This is a genomic window from Campylobacter concisus (genome assembly GCF_003049065.1).
Taxonomy (GTDB): domain Bacteria; phylum Campylobacterota; class Campylobacteria; order Campylobacterales; family Campylobacteraceae; genus Campylobacter_A; species Campylobacter_A concisus_BE.
This window is the reverse complement of the sequence record NZ_PISC01000002.1, coordinates 126533-140803: the sequence shown is the minus strand read 5'-3', so window position 1 is coordinate 140803 and position 14271 is coordinate 126533. Positions and strand designations below refer to the sequence as shown.

At 39.8% G+C, this 14271-nt stretch carries 12 protein-coding genes and 1 tRNA gene; 7 read left to right on the top strand and 6 right to left on the bottom strand.

Annotation, left to right across the window (positions count from 1 at the left end; translation table 11 throughout):
• Positions 1-51: 51 nt before the first annotated feature.
• A tRNA-Leu gene (locus CVS81_RS02375) sits at positions 52-136 on the bottom strand.
• Positions 137-183: 47 nt separating this feature from the next.
• Positions 184-486 (bottom strand): F0F1 ATP synthase subunit C, encoded by a 303-nt coding sequence (locus CVS81_RS02370; protein ID WP_004317263.1) that lies wholly within the window; start codon positions 484-486, stop codon positions 184-186.
• Between the two features lie 206 nt (positions 487-692).
• Here CVS81_RS02370 and CVS81_RS02365 point away from each other — a divergent pair, with 206 nt between their 5' ends.
• The 7 genes from CVS81_RS02365 to pckA all read left to right on the top strand — a co-directional run bounded on the left by CVS81_RS02365 (position 693) and on the right by pckA (position 10219).
• Positions 693-2039 (top strand): sodium-dependent transporter, encoded by a 1347-nt coding sequence (locus CVS81_RS02365; RefSeq protein ID WP_107964978.1) that lies wholly within the window; start codon positions 693-695, stop codon positions 2037-2039.
• Positions 2039-3370, top strand: coding sequence for a sodium-dependent transporter (locus CVS81_RS02360; RefSeq protein WP_107964977.1), 1332 nt, complete (start codon positions 2039-2041; stop codon positions 3368-3370). The genes CVS81_RS02365 and CVS81_RS02360 overlap by 1 nt, the downstream gene beginning before the upstream one ends.
• A gap of 1 nt (position 3371) precedes the next feature.
• Positions 3372-4724 carry a sodium-dependent transporter gene (locus CVS81_RS02355; protein ID WP_107964976.1) on the top strand — a complete coding sequence of 451 codons (1353 nt, stop codon included), beginning with the start codon at positions 3372-3374 and terminating at the stop codon, positions 4722-4724.
• The gene (locus CVS81_RS02350; protein WP_107964975.1) at positions 4717-5238 is read left to right on the top strand and encodes a TRAP transporter small permease subunit; all 522 of its coding nucleotides are present in this window, start codon (positions 4717-4719) and stop codon (positions 5236-5238) included. The genes CVS81_RS02355 and CVS81_RS02350 overlap by 8 nt, the downstream gene beginning before the upstream one ends.
• Positions 5226-6614: a TRAP transporter large permease gene (locus CVS81_RS02345; protein WP_107964974.1), complete on the top strand. Its 1389-nt coding sequence runs from the start codon at positions 5226-5228 to the stop codon at positions 6612-6614. Before CVS81_RS02350 ends, CVS81_RS02345 begins: the two co-directional genes overlap by 13 nt.
• 121 nt (positions 6615-6735) lie before the next feature.
• The gene (locus CVS81_RS02340; RefSeq protein ID WP_107964973.1) at positions 6736-8538 is read left to right on the top strand and encodes a biotin/lipoyl-containing protein; all 1803 of its coding nucleotides are present in this window, start codon (positions 6736-6738) and stop codon (positions 8536-8538) included.
• Between the two features lie 106 nt (positions 8539-8644).
• The gene (gene pckA / locus CVS81_RS02335; protein ID WP_199907141.1) at positions 8645-10219 is read left to right on the top strand and encodes a phosphoenolpyruvate carboxykinase (ATP); all 1575 of its coding nucleotides are present in this window, start codon (positions 8645-8647) and stop codon (positions 10217-10219) included.
• Positions 10220-10766: 547 nt separating this feature from the next.
• On the opposite strand, the gene CVS81_RS02330 is transcribed toward pckA, so the two are convergent.
• The 4 genes from CVS81_RS02330 to CVS81_RS02315 form a co-directional block, all read right to left on the bottom strand.
• A complete protein-coding gene (locus CVS81_RS02330) occupies positions 10767-11459 on the bottom strand; it encodes an aspartate/glutamate racemase family protein (RefSeq protein ID WP_021089668.1) in 693 nt (230 codons plus the stop codon).
• A gap of 164 nt (positions 11460-11623) precedes the next feature.
• Positions 11624-12979 (bottom strand): cation:dicarboxylate symporter family transporter, encoded by a 1356-nt coding sequence (locus tag CVS81_RS02325; protein WP_021084182.1) that lies wholly within the window; start codon positions 12977-12979, stop codon positions 11624-11626.
• An 11-nt stretch (positions 12980-12990) separates the two neighbouring features.
• Positions 12991-13485, bottom strand: coding sequence for a peptidylprolyl isomerase (locus CVS81_RS02320; protein WP_021085768.1), 495 nt, complete (start codon positions 13483-13485; stop codon positions 12991-12993).
• 11 nt (positions 13486-13496) lie between these two features.
• Positions 13497-14204, bottom strand: a complete 708-nt coding sequence (locus tag CVS81_RS02315; RefSeq protein ID WP_021093135.1) for a YebC/PmpR family DNA-binding transcriptional regulator — start codon at positions 14202-14204, stop codon at positions 13497-13499.
• Positions 14205-14271 lie beyond the last annotated feature (67 nt).

The following is a 14271-nucleotide window of genomic DNA, read 5'->3' as shown; positions in this document are numbered from 1 at the left end:
CTTTTTTATAGCTTAGAAATTTAAGATTTTGATTTAGAAAGAGAGATAAGATGGTGCGATCAGCGAGACTCGAACTCGCACACCTAATGGCACTACCCCCTCAAGATAGCGTGTCTACCAATTCCACCATGATCGCAAAAAGAACAAAAGCCCCAAAAAGGGGCTAAATTTTAAGCTTTACGCTTAGCCAAGCATTGGGTTTGCGTAAAGAACGATAAGTGTAATAACAAGTGCGTAGATAACTTGTGCTTCGATCATCGCAAGAGCGATAAACATTGTAGTCATAAGTTTGCTACCTACACCTGGGTTTCTAGCTGTTCCGCTGATAGTTGCAGCAGCTGTGTTACCCATACCTATAGCACCGCCAAGAGCTGCAAGGCCAAGGCCGATACCGCCAGCGATAACTGAATATGATCTGATCATCTCGCCGTCAGCGCCAAATGCAAATGCAGCAAGACCAAGAATTAAAAACACGATCTTTTTCATCGTTGCTCCTTTAAAATTTTAAAGCTCTTTCGGATCTGTCCCCTACTTGAACTTCATGAGCCGTAATATTACAAAAACAAAACTTTGTTTCAAATAAAAACACTAAAAATTTAAATTGCCTATAAAAAATTCTTGGCTTAGAAAAATGAAAGTTTTTTTATGCTATCTTTGAAAGAATTTAATTTATTCTTAATCTTAGGTTTTCAATGATAAACGAGAAATTTTCAAAGATAGGCTTTGTTCTTGCGATGGCTGGTTCTGCTGTTGGTCTTGGCAATGCTTGGAAATTTCCTACGATGGTGGGAAATAACGGCGGTTCGGCATTTATAATTTTATACTTGCTTCTTACATTTGCTATCGCATTTGTGGCGTTTTTAGCGGAGCTTAGCATCGGCAAACTTGGCGAAAGCGACATTGTAAGCTCTCTTTACAAGCTTGCTCCAAAAAATAAAAAAGCTTGGTCGCTCTCTGGCTTTTTCATGATCGGAGCGATACTTATAGCTTCATTTTATATGGTTGTTATTGGCTGGATTTTAAAGTATATCTATCTTAGTTTTTCGCCACTTTTATCTGATACAAAAGCTGCAGGCGAGCAGTTTAACACGCTTTTATCAAATGACCTAAACAGCGCCGTGCTTTGCTTTAGCTTAGTCTTTTTGATGGTCTTTTTTGCCGTTTCAAAAGGCGTAAAAAGTGGCATAGAAAAGCTAAATATATGGATGATGCCAAGCCTTTTTGTCTTGCTGGTTTGCATGCTTTTTTACGCGCTTAGCATGGGTGATGGCTTTGTGAAGGCGGCTAAATTTTTATTTGTACCAAATTTTAGTGCGATCACGCCAGATGTTGTTTTGCAAGCTCTAGGCCTTGCGTTTTTCTCGCTATCTATGGGCGTTGGCGTCATACCGACATACGCTGCAAATTTACCAGAGAAGACAAATTTAATAAAATCAACGCTTTCTATCATCTTTATAAACATATTAATAGGCATTATGATGGGGCTTGTCGTATTTACCTTTATATTTGCTTATGGGGCTGATAGCACGGCAAGTGGCCCAGGTCTTATCTTTATCTCGCTTGTCACGCTTTTTGCAAAGCTTGGCATCGTTGGCAACGTTATGGCGGTAGCATTTTTCGTATCGTTATTGTTTGCTGGTATCACGAGCGCGGTTTCGATGATCGAGCCTTTTGCTTATTATTTGGTTAGGAAATTTGAAATTTCAAGAAAGATGGCGCTTCTTTACATCGGCGCCTTTGTCTATATCTTGGGCATCTTTTGCATACTTTCATATTATTCAGACACATCAAGTGCTTTTAGCGTTTGTGGTAAGCCATTTTTTGACGCGCTTGACTTTCTCACATCAAATATCATGATGCCAATAGGCGCTATCGTATTTAGCTTTTTTGTTGGCTATAAACTTAAAAAAGAGAGTTTGTATCTGCTCTTTGGCGATTTTATGGGAAGAGCATTTTTTGAAATTTGGTACTTTTTCTTAAGATATGTCGTGCCAGTTGCCATTTGTGCGATAATGATCTACCAGATGGCAGGTAAATAATGGCAGAGAGATTTAGTAAAATTGGCTTTGTCTTATCGATAATTGGAGCGGCTATCGGCCTTGGTAATGCGTGGAAATTTCCATACATGGTCGGCAGCAACGGCGGTTCGGCATTTATCCTTATATATCTATTTTTTGCCTTTGCTGTTGGTCTTAGCATATTTTTTGCTGAGATGGCGATGGGTAAAATTTCACGTCTTGATACGGTTGGAGCGTTTAAAAGCCTAGCTATAAAAGGGGCAAATTCTTGGAAATTTGCCGGTGTTATCATGGTGACTGGGCTATTTATCGCATCTTTTTATACGCTCATCATTGGCTGGGTTTTAAAATACGTCATTTTAAGCTTTGGCGAGCTACCTAAAGATATGGCAAGCTCAGAGACGCTTTTTGTAAATTTCACTTCAAATGGCATAAATGAACAAATTTTATACTTTAGTATCGCATTTTTTGCCTACTTTTTCATCCTTACAAAAGGCGTAAAAAGCGGCATCGAGCGCATAAATGTCTATCTTATACCAGCTCTTTTTATCTTGCTTTTGCTTATGCTTGGCTACTCTTTTGGTATGGAGGGCTTTGATAAAGCGGCTAAATTTCTACTAGTGCCTGATTTTTCAAAGATAGATCAAGCAGCTGTTTTAAACGCTCTTGGACTTGCCTTTTTTACGATGTGCGTTGGCATTGGCTGCATACTTACCTACTCATCTAGTCTAAGCGATGATACAAATTTATTTACCTCTTCGCTCTACGTCGTCTTTGCGAACATCATAATAAGCGTCATCATCGGCCTTATCGTCTTTACATTTACATTTGAGTTTGGCTCAGAGCCATCAAAAGGCGCAGGGCTTGCTTTCATCTCGCTACCAACGCTATTTGCTAAGCTTGGCTTGCTTGGAAATTTCTTGGCATTTACATTTTTTATATCACTATTTTTTGCTGGCATCACCTCGGTTATCTCGATGGTTGAGCCATTTATATTTTTCTTAAGCAAGAGTCTAAATTTTAGTAGAAATAAATCGATCCTAATCGTTGCTTGCGTGGTTTATATCTTAGGAATTTTATGCGCATTAAGTGGCACAAGCGAATTTAAAGATGCGCTTACATTTTTTGGTAAGAGCTTTTTTGACCTGCTTGATTATCTAAGCTCAAATATCATGCTCCCACTTGGTGGCATCTTGTTTGCTATCTTTGTTGGCTACTTTATGAAATTTGAGCTTTTAAAAGAGCTATTTGTGCCTTATATGGGCAAGGTTGTATTTAAAATTTGGTATTTTTTAATTAGATTTGTGGCTCCACTTTTAGTTCTGGTGGTGTTAATAAGGGAGATCTCATAATATGGCAAAAGAACAATTTTCTAAAATAGGCTATGTCCTAGCAGTCGCTGGATCGGCTGTCGGACTTGGCAATGCATGGAAATTTCCATACATGGTTGGTGAAAACGGCGGTTCGGCGTTTATTATCCTATATCTTTTGATAACTTTTCTAGTTGGCGTGCCTATCTTTATGGCGGAGCTTAGTATCGGCAAGCTTAGCGAGAGTGACAGCGTCAATGCTTTTAGAAAGCTAGCAGCTAAAAATAAAAATTTATGGCAGCTGGTTGGAATTTTAGCCATGGTTACAGCAGCTATCATCTCGTCATATTACATCGTGATAATAGGCTGGGTCTTTAAGTATTTTGTCCTATCTTTTTCTGGCTTGCCAAGTGATATAGATAGCTCAAAAGTGATATTTAACGATCTTTTGACACATGGCCTTGGCGAGCAGACACTTTACTTTGTTATAGCATTTGCAGCTTGCTTTTACATCCTTTCAAAAGGCGTAAAAAGTGGCATAGAGAAGCTAAATGTTTGGATGATGCCAAGCCTGTTTATCATGGTTTTAATTATGCTTATATTTTCTATGACGATGGATGGCTTTTCTAAATCAGCCGAGTTTTTGCTCATCCCTGACTTTAGTAAAATTTCATTTAACTCGCTCTTGCTAGCTCTTGGACTTGCATTTTGGACGCTATCTCTTGGTATGGCAGCGATCATTACCTATTCAGCCAGCTTAAGCGATGATACAAATTTAGCCACTTCAACGCTAAGCATCGTCTTTATAAACATCGCGCTTGCTATTATGATAGGTCTTGTTATTTTTACCTTTATATTTGAATTTGGCGCTACTCCGTCTCAAGGACCAGGACTTGTCTTTATCTCACTGCCAACGCTATTTGCTAAGCTTGGCGTGATAGGTCAAATTTTAGCTGTGGCATTTTTTGCTGCACTTATCTTTGCTGGTATCACATCAGCGATCTCTATCGTTGAGCCATTTGCATTTTTCTTGATCAGAGAGTATGGCATGAGTAGAAGAAAGGCTCTTAGCATAGTTGGAGCTGGGATTTTCATAGTTGGATTTTTATGCCTTTTATCAAATATAGAAAATGTTGGCGATAAATTTATGCTCTTTGGTAAAAATTTCTTTGATTTTCTTGATTTTACCGCTTCAAATATCTTGCTACCAATTAGCGGTATCGGCGGAGCGATATTTGTAGGATATTTTATGAAAAAAGATGCTTTATATGTGCTATTTAGCCCATATATGAGCGATTTTGTATTTAATGCTTGGTATTTTTTACTAAGATATGTAGCACCAGTTTGCGTGCTCATCATCATGATAAATGAACTATTAAAGGTTTTTAATGGATAAGATTGAGAGATTTTTTGACAAAGCTGGCGATATAGTCGGTTATATTTGTATGTTTATTATGGCTTTGATGATAATAGACGTATTTTTTAACGTTGTGGCAAGATACTTTTTCTCTTACGGCAATGTTGCATTTCAGGAGCTTGAGTGGCACTTTTTTGCTGTGATATTTCTACTTGGCATGAGCTATGCTCTAAAAGAGGACGCACATGTTAGGGTTGATATCTTTTATGCTAAATTTTCAGAAAGACAAAAAGCCCTTGTAAATATGCTTGGTACTATATTTTTTGTCATACCATTTGCGCTTTTGGTTTCAAATTTATCATTTGGATTTGTAGGAGATGCTTACAGCTCGGCAGAGGCCAGCGCAGATCCAGGCGGTCTTACCCATAGATGGATCATAAAAGCAATGATCCCTTTTTCATTTTATGTGCTTGTATTTTTTGCGATCGGCTTTTTTATAAAAAATTTTAATCGCTATAAGAAAGCCAGTAAGGAGAAAATATGGCGGGATTAATAATGTTTATAGCCGCGCTATTGATGCTTGGCATTGGCTTTCCAGTGGCATTTACCTTTGGTGCGGTTGCGATGATATTTGGCATGGTTGGCAGCGTCGTAGAGAGTCTTAGTGATGGCGATGGGCTACTTGGCAGTATAGAAGTATTTAAAGATATGTTTAACTTCATGCCTTATAGGATTTTCTCTATCATGGAGAGTAGAATTTTCATAGCAGTTCCACTCTTTGTCTTCATGGGCGTAGTGCTTCAAAAGTCAAAGCTAGCCGAGAGACTACTTGAGAGCATGGGTATGCTCTTTGGAGAAATTCGCGGTGGTATCGCTATTAGCACTATCTTGGTTGGCGCGCTTCTTGCAGCATCAACTGGCGTCGTAGGAGCTAGCGTCGTTGCTATGGGCGTTATAAGCTTACCTGTAATGCTAAAGTATAAATACGATCAATCCCTTGGTTGTGGCACGATATGCGCTGCTGGTACGCTTGGTCAGATCATCCCACCATCTATCGTGCTCATCATCTTGGGTGATATCTTTTCAGTGCCAGTTGGCGAGCTATTTCATCAGGCATTTTTACCAGGTCTAACGCTAGTTGGCGCCTATATCGTCTACATCTTGATAGTTGCTTATCTAAAGCCAGAGATCGCTCCTGTGGTAAAAGATGAGAGTGGGGTTAGTAAATTTAGACAGGTGATAAGAGCACTTATCGCTATTTTCCCGCCGCTTTTGCTAGTCATCTGCGTGCTAGGCTCTATCTTTGCAGGTATTGCTACACCGACTGAAAGTTCAGCATTTGGCTGCGTGGGCGCTATTATTCTCGCTATGTTTTATAGGACATTTTCATTTTCTATGATGAAAGAGGCTTTGGCTGAGAGCGTAAAAACGACAGCTCTAGTCTTTGCCATACTTGTTGGTGCGACTGCCTTTTCTATGGTCTTTAGCTACACTGGAGGCGATGAGATAGTTGAAAATTTCATGACAAATTTACCAGGCGAGAAGTGGGGCTTTATCATCTTTAGTATGGCTGTTATCTTTGTGCTTGGCTTTTTTATCGATTTTGTTGAAATTTCATATATCGTGCTTCCTATCTTGGTGCCAATCGCCGCAAAACTTGGCATAAATCCAGTCTATCTAGCGATCCTAGTTGCTATGAATTTACAAACTTCATTCTTGACGCCGCCATTTGGATTTAGTCTATTTTTCTTAAGATCGGTCGCACCTGCTGAGATAAAAACAGCTGCTATTTATAAAGGTGTAGTGCCTTATATCATCATCCAAGTAGCAGTTTTAGTCTTTTTCTGCGTCTTTTTGATGGAGATAAAGCCGGTGCTAGATGCGAGCCACGGCGGATTATTTAACTTCTTACTCTCACTTTTTAAATGATATAAAAGTTTTTGGTTGTAAAATACCAAAAGCAAGCAAAATGGCTAATTTGAGTTTCTGCTCAACTTAGCCATTTTTATGACCGCTTTTTAGTAAATTTATAAATTTAATGAGGTGAAATATGGCAAAGAAATTTATCGATGTTATGGATACGACCTTTAGAGATGGCTTTCAGTCAGTTTATGGCGCTAGAGTGCTTATGAACGACTTTTTGCCCGCGCTTGAAGCAGCCAAAGAGGCTGGCATAGAGCATTTTGAATTTGGCGGAGGAGCGAGATTTCAAAGCCTTTATTTTTACCTAAATGAAGACGCTTTTGCGATGATGGATAAATTTAGAAGCATCGTAGGACCAAAAGCAAACCTTCAAACCCTAAGCAGGGGCGTAAATACCGTCACACTTGACACCGGTAGCCGAGAGCTAATCGACCTTCACGCAAAACTTTTCAAAAAACATGGAACTACTACCATTAGAAATTTTGATGCATTAAATGATGTTGAAAATTTAAAATATTCAGGCGAGAGGATCGCTCATCACGGACTAAAACACGAAGTCGTCGTTACTATGATGGATCTTCCTAGCGGCTGTGTCGGAGCTCATGATGTTAAATTTTACGAGAAAATTTTAAGAGAAATTTTAGATGCAAATATCCCTTATCACAGCGTTTGCTTTAAAGATGCAAGTGGCACAAGTAGCCCACAAAAAGTCTATGAAACCATAAAAATGGCTAGAAAGCTACTCCCAGAAAAAACTCACATCAGACTTCATACACATGAAACAGCAGGCGTAAGTGTCGCTTGCTATCTTGCAGCGCTTGAAGCTGGTGTTGATGGTATAGATCTAGCTGCAAGCCCAGTAAGTGGCGGTACAAGTCAGCCAGATATCCTAACCATGCTTCACGCAGTAAAAGGCAAAAACTACGATCTTGGCGGACTTGACGTGGAGAAAATTTTAAAATATGAAAGTGTTTTGAATGATTGTTTAAAAGAGTATTTCTTACCGCCTGAGGCCGTGCAAGTAAGCCCTCTAATACCATTTTCACCGATGCCAGGTGGCGCGCTCACTGCAAATACCCAGATGATGAGAGATAACAACATCTTAGATAAATTCCCAGAGGTCATCCTTGCTATGCGCGAAGTGGTGCAAAAGGGCGGATACGGCACTTCAGTAACTCCTGTTAGCCAGTTTTACTTCCAACAAGCCTTTAATAATGTAATGTTTGGCAAGTGGAAAAAGATCGCTGAGGGATACGGCAAAATGGTGCTTGGCTACTTTGGCAAGACCCCAGTTACGCCTGATAAAGAGATCATTAAGCTTGCCAGCGAGCAGTTAGGACTAAAACCAACTACAAAACATGCAGTTGATATAGCTGATAAAGATAAAAGCAAGTCACTTGCACATGTAAAAGAAATTTTAAAACAAAACAAGATCAAAGTTACCGAAGAAAACGTCTTTATAGCAGCAGCTTGTAAAGAAAAAGGCATCGCGTTCTTAAAAGGCGAAGCTAAAGTAAATGTAAGAAAAGTAGATCCAAATGCTAAAGCAAATGAAGGCAGACAAACTCAAAGCGGCAGATATAGTGTCGTCGTAAATGGTAGCCGCTACAATGTCGAAGTAAGCGAAGGTTTTAACGACAGCATCCAAGTAAAATCAATCACCGAAGTTGAAGGCAAAAGCGTAAAAAATGCCAAAAGTGCAGTAGCAGGTGCAACAGAAAATGACATCGTCGCAAGCTTACCAGGCGCTGTGCATAAAATTTTAGTTAGCGTAGGAGATCATGTCAAAAAAGGTCAGGCCATAGTCGTGCTTGAAGCGATGAAGATGGAGATAGAGGTTAAGGCCCCAAAAGATGGCATCATAGGCTCTATCGAGGTTAGCAAAGGTCAAAGTGTCGCGAACAATCAAGTGGTGGCTAAATTTAAATAAATTTGTCACTTTTAAAAAGATAGTGTTAAGCGAAATTTGATTAACATTTTGATGACTTTTAGGTCAAAATTTATAAAGAAACGAAAATTTAAAAGGAAACAACATGATAAATAAACTAGACGAGCTAGGTCTAAAAGAGATCAAAAAGATAAATCACAATCTAAGCTACGACAAGCTTTTTGAGCTTGAAAAGGCAAACAACGAGGGCAGAGTCTCAAGTAACGGCACATTTATGGTCGATACTGGAATTTTTACAGGCAGAAGTCCAAAAGATAAGTACTTTGTCAAGCAAGATCCAAGCCAAAAATACATCGCTTGGGGTAAGATAAATCAGCCTATCACAAAAGAGCTATTTGACAAGCTTCTTAAAAAAGCAAAAGAGCAACTAAGTGGTAAAGAAATTTTTATCCAAGACGCATTTTGTGGAGCTAGCAAAAAGAGCCAAAAATCAGTCCGTTTTGTCACCGAAGTAGCGTGGCAAGCGCACTTTGTAAAAAATATGTTCATCCGCCCAAGTGAAGCGGAGCTGGCTAAATTTGAGCCTGATTTTGTAGTTTATAACGCTTGCAAGACAAAAAATGAGGACTACAAGGCTGACGGGCTACATTCAGAGGTTTTTGTCATATTTAACGTCGAGGAAAATGTCGCAGTGATCGGTGGCACATGGTATGGCGGCGAGATGAAAAAGGGCATTTTTTCTATGATGAACTACTGGTTGCCACTTGAGGGCAAACTAAGTATGCACTGCTCTGCAAACGTAGGTGAGAAGGGCGATACGGCGCTATTTTTTGGCCTATCTGGCACTGGTAAAACGACACTTTCAACCGATCCAAAACGCAAACTAATAGGCGATGACGAGCACGGCTGGGACGATGATGGGGTATTTAACTTTGAGGGTGGCTGCTACGCAAAATGCATCAATCTTGATCCAAGCAGCGAGCCAGAAATTTACGCAGCGATCAGGCGTGACGCGCTACTTGAAAACGTTGTGGCTTACGAAAACGGCGTGGTTGATTATAAAGATGGCTCAAAGACTGAAAACACACGCGTGAGCTATCCGATCTATCACATCGACAACTACGAGCCAAGCTCAAGCGCTGGCCATCCAAAAAATATCATCTTTTTAAGCGCTGACGCTTTTGGCGTGCTTCCTCCAGTTGCAAAGCTGACAAAAGAGCAGGCGATGTATTATTTTTTAAGTGGCTACACAGCAAAAGTTGCTGGCACAGAGCGCGGTATCACCGAGCCGGTCGCTACTTTTAGCGCTTGCTTTGGCGAGCCATTTATGCCACTTCACCCAACCGTCTATGCAAAACTACTTGGCGAGAAGATCGATAAGCACGGCGTTAATGTCTATCTTGTAAATACAGGCTGGAGCGGCGGTGCTTACGGCGTTGGCAAGCGTATGAGCATAAAAGCAACTCGTGCTTGCATAAATGCGATCCTTGATGGTAGCATCACAAAATGCGAATTTGAAAATTTTGATAAATTTAATTTCGCTATCCCAAAAGAGCTTGATGGTGTCGAGACAAAACTGCTAAATCCTATAAACACATGGGCAAATCCTACTGAGTACAACGCTTCACGCGACAAGCTCGCTAAGATGTTTGTTGAAAATTTCAAACGCTACGAAGATGTAAAAGAGGGCGTTGAGTACGCCAAAGCTGGTCCAAAAGCTTAAAATTTATAGCCTTGTGGGTAAATCCCTGCAAGGCTTTTTTAAATTTAAACTATCAAATAGTAAAAATTTTAGAGCTATAAAATATAGCTCTTTTTCAAATTTCTAATATAAAATTTAAAACATTTTGCGAAACAGCTCGGTCAAATTTAACGAGACTTTCTAAAAATTCTCACCAAAAGTCACTCTTTATAAACCTGAAAAATTTAATCGCCTGACATCAGAAATTTTAATACAAACGATCTTTGCAGTTAGAACAAAAATTTAGTCAGAACACACCAACTAAATTTAAATCAAAATACTAAATTTCACTAGATTTTCTAAAGCTTCTCACTATAAAACCACACTTATTAGGCTCTAAAAATCACCCATCAGATATCAAAAAATTTTAACACAAGTGATCTTTGTAGTTAGAGCTAAAATTTAACCAGAACACTCCAGCTAAATTTGATATCAAATTTCTACTATAAAAAGTCGCTGTTATTTAGTATAAGTTGTAGGATTTTTGTAGTTAAAATGTAAATTTAGCCAGGTATCTGGCTAAATTTAATCAAAACACTCTCTTTTCTAGTCCAAATTCTACGCCAGCTTTTGCTAGCTCAAATGTTGCATCTATAAATTTATACTCGCTGCTGATAAATGGTAAAAACATCGGTATCTCAGTGCAACCTGCGATATAAACGTCAGCTTCAATGTTTGAAAGCACTTCATAAAATACCGGCACATACTCTTCTAACTTGCCAGCTTTTACGCCCTTGTAGATGCACTCCATGATGACATCTTGCGTCTCTTTGCTAAAATCCACGCTCTTTAGCCCACGCTCTTTTAAAATTTGATCATAAACGCCTGCCTTTTTTGTGCCACTTGTTGCGATGACAGCGATATTTTTAGCGTGCGGATATTTTTTTTGCAAGGCATCTATGGTAACTTTTGCAATGTGCAAAATTTTCACTCCAGCCTCTTTTTCGATGCTTGGGGCAAAGTAGTGAGCTGTATTACAAGCCATTAGCATCGCATCGCATCCTGCATTTTTTAATAGCTTAGCACTTTGAATCAGCTTTGGAAGCGGACTTTCTCCCTCGCCCATGATAAATTTTGTCCTATCTTCTATCTGTGCGTATGAGTCGATAACGATGTGTAGGTGCTCTTGATCGCAAGTTGCTGGGGTTATATCGATGATCTTTTTGTATAAATCAGCCGTGGCAAGTGGTCCCATGCCGCCTATGATGCCTAATGTCTTCATAGCTCCTCCAAATTAAAATTTTTAATAATTATAATATTAGTTTCTATATTTAAAAATAAAATTTCTAAATTTTCATTGGGTATTGTAAAAATAGGGAGTAAGCACTTTAAGTTTTGAAGTAAATTTTAAGATAAAAAGGGGCGATTTGCCCCTTAAAAATTCTATTATGAGTGGAAGTGAAATTCGTCTGGATGATCTAGTGCGTATCTAAATTTCTCCATATCGACCTTTTTATCCCAGATAGATACGATCATGCAGCCAACGGCATTACCGCAAAGGTTACCAACAGCACGCATCTCTGACATAAATTTATCAACGCCAAGTAGCACAGCCACGGTGACGACTGGTATGCCAGTGCTTGGGAGTGCGCTTAGTGTGCCAGCAAGGACGACAAAGCCAGATCCTGTAACGCCAACTGCGCCTTTACTTGTGATCATTAGTACGATTAGTATGCTTATTAGATGTTCAAAACTTAGCGGGATGTTGAAGGCTTGAGCTAAGAAGATAACGCTTAGGCTTAGATAGATGTTGGTGCAGTCAAGGTTAAATGAATAGCCAGTCGGGATAATAAGGCCAACCGCGCCTCTATTTATGCCAGCTGCTTCTAGCTTTTGCATAAGTGGTGCAAGAGCTGTCTCGCTCGAGCTTGTCGCAAAAACGACCAAGACCTCTTTTGAGATGAAGCGCATAAATTTAAAGACATTGACTTTAGCAAAGTAGCAAATGACGCCAAGCACGACAAAGATGAAAAAGCAGCTTGCAAGTGCCATAACGACAAGAAGCTCCATCATACCAAGAAGCGTTCCGATGCCAAATTTACCGATCAAATAAGCCATCGCCGAAAAGGCTGCCACTGGGCTAAATAGCATAAGCCAAGTAAGCAGCTTTAAGACGTAGTGCTGGATAAATTCAAGCGGTTTTAGACAAGCTTGCTTTTTATCATGAGCAAGTAGTGAAAGCACGATGGCAACGACTATCGCCATGAAAAGCACTTGAAGTGTGTTTGACTTTATAAATGGATCAAGTATGTGCACGTAAGGGAAGATGTCATCTACTGGCACAGCACCTCTTAAAAGATGAAGTGTATGTGCTAAAAAGCCGCTATTTGCGTCCATGTTGCCAGCTTGAGATGTAAATTTAGCCACGCTTGAGGCGTCAAGCTGGGTGTAGTCAAGGTTCATGCCGTGTCCTGGACGAAGCGTCTCGCCAAAGATGATACCAACAGCAAGAGCGAGCGTGCTAACTATCTCAAAGTAGATAAACGCCTTAAGTCCGATGGTGCCAAGATCTTTTAAGCTCTCAAGTCCGACAATGCCTGAGACGATTGTTAAAAAGATGATAGGGCCGATTAAAATTTTAAGGGCTTTTATAAAATAATCAATACCTGGCTTGCTCGCTATGCCAAGCTCAGGTGCGACCATACCGACGATAACACCGCCAACTATACCTATCACAACCCAAATGGCGAGATTGGTAAATAGTCTCACAAAGAGACTTTTTTGCGTTTTTGCACTCTCCATAAATTCCCCTTTTATAGGCTCTCTTTGATCTCTGCTGAGAGGATCTTGTCGCCTTGTCTGATAGCATCAAGCACCTTTAAGCTCTCGTCATCAACGCACTTTCCAAAGACTGTATGCACGCCGTCAAGATGAGGTTGCTTGCTGTGGCAGATGAAAAACTGCGATCCGCCAGTGTCACGGCCTGCATGAGCCATGCTAAGGCTGCCACGCTCGTGTTTTACCTTTTGGTTGTCGCATTCGCATTTTATCCTCCAGCCAGGACCACCTGTGCCTGTGCCATTTGGGCAGCCGCCTTGGATGACGAAATTTGGTATAACTCTGTGAAAATTTAGGCCATTATAAAAGCCTGTTTTTATCAAATGGACAAAATTTGCAACAGCTTGTGGTGCATCCTCGGCAAAAAGCTCAAGTTTGATATCGCCTTTTTCTGTCTTTAAAACTGCAAATTTATCTTTTTTTAGCTCGTCTAAATTTATATCATAAACTTTTAACTCATCAAAACGCATGTTGCTCCTTTTTACTCGATATTTGTATAAACTGCTTGGACGTCATCGTCGTCTTCTAGCTTGTCAAGAAGCCTCTCGACCTCAAGCATTTGCTCTTCATCTAGGCTCACGGTTTGATTTGGTAAGTACTGAAGTGAAGCTTTTTTAACTACTAAATTTAGCTTCTCTATGCCCTCATGAAGTGTGCCAAAATTTGCATAATCGCCATAAACAAATAGTGCATTTTCATCTTCTTCGATGTCACTTAGTCCGTAATCAATCAGCTCAAGCTCGATCTCTTCGATATCAGCACTTGGTTTTTCAAGCTCAAAAACGCTCTTTCTTGTAAACATAAAACTAAGGCTGCCACTTGGCAAAATTTCTCCGCCATTTTTGCTAAATATCGCTTTTACATTTGCAACTGTTCTTGTTGGGTTGTCAGTCGCGCACTCAACGATGATTTGCACGCCGTGAGCTGCTTTGCCGTCATAAAAGATAGTCTTGATATCAGCGCTATCTTTGCCATTTGCTCTTTTTATAGCCGCATCGATGTTATCTTTTGGCATATTTTCAGCTTTTGCTGCTGCGATGGCTGCACGAAGTTTTGGGTTCATATCCGGATCACATCCGCCATCTTTTGCCGCTACTGTTATAGCCTTTGCAAGTTTTGGAAATACCTTGCTCATCTTATCCCATCTAGCTTCTTTTGCCGCTCTTCGGTACTCAAATGCTCGTCCCATAAATATCCTTAAATAAATTTTTTACGGATTATAACTAAAAAAATTTTATACTTTTTTAAAACATTTT

What these genes read in the sequence shown, in the direction of transcription:
- CVS81_RS02355 (WP_107964976.1), top strand. Translation starts at nt 3,372, where the DNA reads ATGGCAAAAGAACAATTTTCTAAAATAGGCTATGTCCTAGCAGTCGCT.
- CVS81_RS02320 (WP_021085768.1), bottom strand. Translation starts at nt 13,485, where the DNA reads ATGCGTTTTGATGAGTTAAAAGTTTATGATATAAATTTAGACGAGCTA.
- CVS81_RS02365 (WP_107964978.1), top strand. Translation starts at nt 693, where the DNA reads ATGATAAACGAGAAATTTTCAAAGATAGGCTTTGTTCTTGCGATGGCT.
- CVS81_RS02315 (WP_021093135.1), bottom strand. Translation starts at nt 14,204, where the DNA reads ATGGGACGAGCATTTGAGTACCGAAGAGCGGCAAAAGAAGCTAGATGG.
- CVS81_RS02330 (WP_021089668.1), bottom strand. Translation starts at nt 11,459, where the DNA reads ATGAAGACATTAGGCATCATAGGCGGCATGGGACCACTTGCCACGGCT.
- CVS81_RS02345 (WP_107964974.1), top strand. Translation starts at nt 5,226, where the DNA reads ATGGCGGGATTAATAATGTTTATAGCCGCGCTATTGATGCTTGGCATT.
- CVS81_RS02350 (WP_107964975.1), top strand. Translation starts at nt 4,717, where the DNA reads ATGGATAAGATTGAGAGATTTTTTGACAAAGCTGGCGATATAGTCGGT.
- CVS81_RS02340 (WP_107964973.1), top strand. Translation starts at nt 6,736, where the DNA reads ATGGCAAAGAAATTTATCGATGTTATGGATACGACCTTTAGAGATGGC.
- CVS81_RS02360 (WP_107964977.1), top strand. Translation starts at nt 2,039, where the DNA reads ATGGCAGAGAGATTTAGTAAAATTGGCTTTGTCTTATCGATAATTGGA.
- CVS81_RS02325 (WP_021084182.1), bottom strand. Translation starts at nt 12,979, where the DNA reads ATGGAGAGTGCAAAAACGCAAAAAAGTCTCTTTGTGAGACTATTTACC.
- CVS81_RS02370 (WP_004317263.1), bottom strand. Translation starts at nt 486, where the DNA reads ATGAAAAAGATCGTGTTTTTAATTCTTGGTCTTGCTGCATTTGCATTT.